The sequence below is a fragment of the Schaalia georgiae DSM 6843 genome (assembly GCF_000429245.1).
In the GTDB taxonomy this organism is placed as follows: Bacteria; Actinomycetota; Actinomycetes; order Actinomycetales; family Actinomycetaceae; genus Pauljensenia; species Pauljensenia georgiae.
Genome location: NZ_AUBM01000019.1, coordinates 1 through 5847, shown reverse-complemented (window position 1 = coordinate 5847; position 5847 = coordinate 1). Strand labels below are relative to the sequence as shown.

6 protein-coding genes are annotated in these 5847 nt (G+C 71.5%); 4 read left to right on the top strand and 2 right to left on the bottom strand.

Features of this window, described 5'->3' with window-relative positions:
• Positions 1–121 precede the first annotated feature (121 nt).
• From G447_RS0108510 to G447_RS0108500, 3 genes are all read left to right on the top strand, one after another.
• Positions 122–592 carry a Dps family protein gene (locus G447_RS0108510; protein WP_005872514.1) on the top strand — a complete coding sequence of 157 codons (471 nt, stop codon included), beginning with the start codon at positions 122–124 and terminating at the stop codon, positions 590–592.
• A gap of 104 nt (positions 593–696) precedes the next feature.
• On the top strand, positions 697–1731 hold the full coding sequence (gene hemH, locus G447_RS0108505; protein WP_051226299.1) for a ferrochelatase: 1035 nt from the start codon (positions 697–699) through the stop codon (positions 1729–1731).
• A 187-nt stretch (positions 1732–1918) separates the two neighbouring features.
• Positions 1919–3163, top strand: coding sequence for an aminotransferase class I/II-fold pyridoxal phosphate-dependent enzyme (locus G447_RS0108500; RefSeq protein ID WP_026430737.1), 1245 nt, complete (start codon positions 1919–1921; stop codon positions 3161–3163).
• Here the strand turns inward: G447_RS0108500 and G447_RS0108495 are convergent.
• Positions 3126–4385: a chloride channel protein gene (locus tag G447_RS0108495; protein WP_034476884.1), complete on the bottom strand. Its 1260-nt coding sequence runs from the start codon at positions 4383–4385 to the stop codon at positions 3126–3128. The genes G447_RS0108500 and G447_RS0108495 overlap by 38 nt on opposite strands.
• A 35-nt stretch (positions 4386–4420) precedes the next feature.
• Entirely contained in the window at positions 4421–4885 is a 465-nt protein-coding gene (locus tag G447_RS0108490) for a MarR family winged helix-turn-helix transcriptional regulator (RefSeq protein WP_005872548.1), read from the bottom strand.
• A 292-nt stretch (positions 4886–5177) separates the two neighbouring features.
• Between G447_RS0108490 and G447_RS0108485 the strand changes: the two genes are divergently transcribed.
• Positions 5178–5546, top strand: coding sequence for a histone-like nucleoid-structuring protein Lsr2 (locus G447_RS0108485; RefSeq protein ID WP_005872472.1), 369 nt, complete (start codon positions 5178–5180; stop codon positions 5544–5546).
• Positions 5547–5847 lie beyond the last annotated feature (301 nt).

Here is a 5847-nt window from a genome sequence, read left to right as displayed (position 1 = left end):
GCTTTTCTGGGACTTAGGGACCATGATGGAGGAGTGTCCAGGGGGCCTGCGAGCCCCCGTCCCCCGTGGTCCGGCCCCGGCACCGGCGCCGGACCCGCCAACCCAGACAAGGAGATCCACTATGACTGTTGAACCCACCGGTTTCAAGGCTTCCGACGTCCTCGCCGGCGAATTGCAGAAGGTGCTGGTGGACGCCACCGCCCTGTCCCTGGTGGGCAAGCAGCTCCACTGGAACATCACCGGTGAGGGCTTCCGCTCGCTCCACCTGTACCTCGATGAGGTTGTCGATATCGCCCGCGAGGCCTCCGACGAGTTCGCCGAGCGCATGCGCGCGGTCTTCGCCGTCCCCGACGCGCGCCCGGACGTGGTCGCCCAGAGCAACTCGCTGCCCGCCGTGCCCGAGGCCCTGGTGACGACCTCCGAGGGCGCCGACCTGGCCGTCGCCGCGATCGCGGCGACTGTGGGCACCATGCGCGATGTCCATGAGAAGGTCGACGCCGAGGACTCCGCCTCGGCCGATATCCTCAACGACTACATCCGCCGCCTCGAGCAGCAGGCGTGGTTCATCCGCTCCCAGAACGGGCGGGACTGACGCTCCTGCCCGCGGCCCCGTGCCGCCCCCGGGGGACCCCGGGGGCGGCTTTTCGCGACACGGCGTCATGAATGACCGTCGTCACATCCGATAGGGTGGTGGCCATGACGGACGACCGAACGAACGGCGCGGCAGCGCCCGGGGACGGCCACGGAGCGCAGCGCCCCGCCGTGGTCCTGGCCAACCTGGGGACCCCGAGCGCCCCGACCCCCTCCCATGTCAGGCGCTTCCTGCGCGAGTTCCTATCGGACCGGCGGGTGGTCGAAACGCACCCGCTGCTGTGGCGCCCTGTCCTGGAGGGCGTCGTCCTGCGTGTGCGCCCCCGCGCCGTCGCCAAGAAGTACGCGGGCATCTGGACTCCACAGGGCTCCCCCCTCATGCGCTACAGCCTCCGGCAGGGGGAACTGCTGGGCCGCAGGCTGCCCGACGTGGACGTGGAGGTGGCGATGCGCTACGGCGAGCCCGGCCTGGGCGCCGTCCTCGACGCCCTGCACGCGCGGGGCACCAGGCGCGTCGCGGTACTGCCCGCCTACCCGCAGTACTCGGCGACCACGGTGGCCTCCCTCAACGACGTGGCCGCCCAGTGGCTGCGCCGCAACCGCGACGGATTCGACCTGCGCCTCGTGCGGTCCTTCCCCACAGCCCCGGCCTACATCGACGCGCTGGCCTCGGCGCTGGAAACGCACTGGCGCCGCTGCGGGCGCCCCGATTTCTCAGCCGGGGACTCGGTGGTCGTGTCCTTCCACTCGATCCCCGAGGCGATGGACCGGGCCGGGGACCCGTACCGGTCGGAGTGCATGGGGACGGTGGCGGCCCTGGAGGCGCGCCTCGGGCTGGCGCGCGGGACCCTCACCGTCGCCTTCCAATCCGTTTTCGGCCCAGCGGCGTGGCTGGGGCCCGCCACGATCGACACGGTCACACGGCTCGGAGCCCGGGGGTGCGCCCGGCTCGACGTCATCTGCCCGGGGTTCATGGCGGACTGCCTGGAGACCCTGGAGGAGATCGACCAGCTCAACCGCGAGGCCTTCACCCGGGCCGGGGGCTCCGGTTTCCACTACGTCCCGTGGGGCAACGACTCCGAGGGGGCGGTGTCGGCGCTCGCCGAGCAGGCGCGTACCGCAGTCTCCGGCTGGGTGTAGGCCCGGCGGGTCCGCCAGCGCTCTCCGGCCCGCGGCGTGCCGCGCGCGAGGGCATGGCGCGCAGGCCCGGGCAGTGCGGGGGAGCCGGCAACCGGGCGCCGTTGGCCGGTCGGTGCGCTCTTGTCACATCGGACCGGGCCGCGGACCGATCCCCCCGTACCGATGCGCGGCGCGTTAGCCTCGTGGCATGACTCCCCACAACGACCCTTCCCCCGGCCCCCGTCCCGGTTTCCGTCCGGCGGCGCCCGCCTCGTTCGCCACGCGGGCGGTCCACGCCCGCTTCGACCCCGATCCCGTCACCGGGGACGTGGTCCCCCCGATCCACGTGGCCTCCACCCACGTCCAGAACAGTCCCGGCGACCTCAAGGAGGGGTTCGAGTACGGGCGCTGCGGCAACCCGACGACGAACGCGTTCGCCGGGGCGCTGGCCGCATTGGAGGGGGCCGAGCGCGGTTTCGCCTTCCCGTCGGGCATGAGCGCCGAGGACACGCTCGTCCGCCTGCTCACGCGCGCGGGCGACCATGTCATCCACTCAACGGACGTGTACGGGGGCACCCACAAGCTCTTCTCCGCCATCAAGCCCGCCGAGGGCGTCTCCTCCGAGGCCGTCGACCTGACCGACGCGGACGGGGCGGCGCGGGCCATCGGGGAGAGGCGCCCCGCGCTGGTGTGGGTGGAGACCCCGTCGAACCCCTTCCTCACCGTCACCGACATCGCGGCCGTCGCGGAGCTCACCCACCGGGCGGGGGGCCTGCTGGTCGTGGACAACACCTTCGCCACCCCCGTCCTGCAAAGGCCGCTGGAACTGGGGGCCGACGCCGTCGTCCACTCGACGACGAAGTACGTGGGCGGCCACTCGGACGTGGTGGGCGGCGCAGTGGTCCTGCGCAACGGCCTGCGCATCCCGGACCGCATCGAGCCCTTCTTCGGCGACCGCGACGCAGCCGCCGAGCTGGCGAGGCTGCAGATGACGGTGGGGGCCGTCGAATCACCGCGCGACGCGCACCTGGCGCACAGGGGGCTCAAGACGCTCGCGCTGCGCGTGGAGCGGCACTGCGCCAGCGCCCAGCGCGTCGCCGAGTTCCTCCAGTCCCATCCGAAGGTGGCGGCCGTCCACTACCCGGGGCTGCCCGGCCACCCCGGTCACGCCCTCGCCCGGCGCCAGAACCCCCTCGGGGTCGGCGGCGCGCTCTCCTTCGAAGTGGCCACTGAGGAGCAGGCGCTGGCCCTGTGCACCCGCACGCGCGTGTTCGCGCTCGCGGCGTCGCTGGGGGCCGCGGAGTCCCTCATCGAGCATCCGGCGGTCATGACCCACTCGACGCGCGCGGGGGGCGTCGGCGGGGTACCCGGGACACTGCTGCGCCTCGCGGTGGGGCTGGAGGACGCGGCGGACCTCATCGCGGACCTCGATCAGGCCCTCGCCCGGATCTGAGGGCGCGTGCCAGGGACGAGGCGGCGGTCGCCGAGGCGGTGGCCACGATGGCGGGGACCAGGATCCCCGCGCCCTGCTGGGTGAACTCGGCGACCAGGACGAGCCCCGTGAAGGGGGCGTCCATGGAGGCGCCGAGGAAGACGGCGGCCCCGATGAACACGTGGGCGGCGACGGGGGAGCCGGGCCACGCCTGCGACCACGCCAGTCCGGACAGGGCGCCCAGCCCCGCGCCCAGCGCGACCGCGGGGGTGAGGACGCCGCCCCACGCGCCCGCGCGGATCGTCACGAGGGTGGCCGCAGCTTTCGCCGCGAGCACTAGCGCGGCCATCGCCAGCCCGGCCCCGCCCGCCCAGGTGGCGTCGAACTGGGTCTGGGCGCTCGCCTGCCCGTTGCCGAGCACGGAGGGGGCCCACACGGACAGGGCGCCGACCGCGGTGAACGCCACGGGCAGGGTCCACAGGAGGCGGGCGCTGCGCGGGCGCGCCCTCGAGGCGGCGGCCACCACTCCTTTGAACGCCCATCCCAGCCACCCGATGATCGCGCCGAATACCGCCGCCCACACGGTCAGCGAGAGCGACGGGGACAGGTCGGGGACGGTGTAGAAGGGCTCCGGGCGCGCCCACCCCGTGGAGACCAGGACGGCGATGCCGGAGGCGGCCAGTGCGGCGGCGCACGCGCGCGCGGACATCCCGACCAGCAGGATCTCCAAGGTGTACACCGCCCCGGACAGGGGGATCGAGTAGACGGCGGCCAGCCCGGCTCCGGCGCCGCAGGCGACGATGATGCGGCGGTCCCGGGGGGACAGGCCCAGGCGGTCGCCCATCCACGCGCTCAGGGAAGCGGCGACCTCGCGGGGCGCGACCTCGCGTCCCACGGAGGCGCCGAGGGCGACGACCCCGATCTGGGTGAGCGCGTGCCACAGGGCGCGGACGATGGGCATCGCTTCCCCCTGGACGCACCGGGCGACGGAGACAACGTCCTTGTTCGAGCGGAACAGCAGCGTCCAGGAGATCCCACCGATGACGCCGGATGCGGCGAGCACCGCGACGCGCTTCCACCGGGGGGCGGCTTCGACGGCTTCGAGGAGGGTCGCCGAGTGGGCGTCCCACACGAGCGCGGTGAGCGCGTGGAGGATGTGGATGCAGGCGAGGCCGACCAGGCCGGCGATGATCCCTGTGAGCGCTGTGGCGCAGGCGAAGCGGATCGTGTCCGCAAGTGCCACGGGGCGGGGGCGCCGTGGGTCCGGGGGCGGGGGGTTCACTGCGGTTGGCCGTCCAATCTCGTTGCGACACGGGTGAAGAGCGTGGTGAGGACACGGATCTCCTCTTCGGAGATTCCGTCGAGGAAGAGTTCGCGGATGACGGAGCGCTGGACCAGGGCGGCGCTTTGGAACACGCGGGATCCCTCGCCGGTGAGCAGGACGAGGCCGCCGCGCCCGTCGCCCTTGCACGCCTCCCTGCGCACGAGGCCGCGCGCCTCGAGCCGTTTGAGGGTGTGGGTGAGGCGGGATCGGGAGAAGACCACTTGTTTCGCCAGGACCGAGGGCCGCACCCCGGAGTCGGCGGCGCGCGAGGTCATGAGCAGTACCGAGTACTCCGCCATCGACAGGCGGGCCTCGCGTTTGAGAGCTGATTCTATGCGTTCTGTCAAGCGTGCAGTTGTTGTGAAATACGTCTCCCAGGCGTGCGCCCTCCTGGAAAAGTGTGCGGGGGTGGTGGGCACGTTTTCTCCTTCGTGGGGCTTCCGCGCGGGCGGCGGCGCGCGCGGAGGCTGATGCTGCTCAGTATAACTTTTCGTAGTGGTTCCGGGACAGCGGTGTGGAACGGGCTGCGCTCAGCCGGCTGTGGAAGGGGGGATAACCGGGGAGGGCGCCGGGGCAGCGGGAATGGAATAGAAGGACGTTGGCCCTGGAGTGCCTATACGGTATTCGCAGCATTGCGAATTGCGGAAACGGGGCAATGGGATACAGTTAGCGTGGTACTCACCCGCATACTCCTGGCAAAGGAAGGCATCGATGAAGACAACCAAAACCATCACCGAGGTTTTCGATGATTTCGACGGGACTCCCGCCGATCAGAGCGTGCGTTTCGCATTCAATGGGGCGACCTACGAGATCGATCTGACCCGGGCGCACTTCGAGGAGTTCGCTGAGGCGCTGCAGCCGTGGATCAAGGCTGGGCGCCGTATCGGCTCCGGGGCCCCGCGGTCTTTGAAGAAGCGCCGCAAGCGCACCCAGCGCGAGGTCGAGGAAGCGGCGAGCATCTCCATGGCGAATGCGAAGATGCGCAAGTGGGCGGGGGAGAACGGGTACACCGTGTCCCCCAAGGGCCGTATTCCGCAGAAGGTTGTCGAGGCTTACCTCGAGGCGAACCCGAACGAGTGAGTGCGGGCGGATAACGCTGTGCCACAGGGGCGCGGGGCTGCCCGCGCCCCTTCGTGTATTCCGCGGGAGTGTTGAACGGGGGATGGGGACGGCTCTCCAGGGCGGTTCTCATAGATGCGCGCCCCTTGGCGGCGGCCCCGCGTTGTGCGAGCGTTATAACGCTCGCGCAATGGTGCTGTTCCCATAAGGGCGTGGGGCCGCCGTCCGGGACTGCGGGCGCGCACTGGGTCTCAGGTCGTGGGTCGTGGGTTAGAAGGTGGGGATGAAGATCTCGACGCGGCGGTTGGCTTGGCGTCCGGCG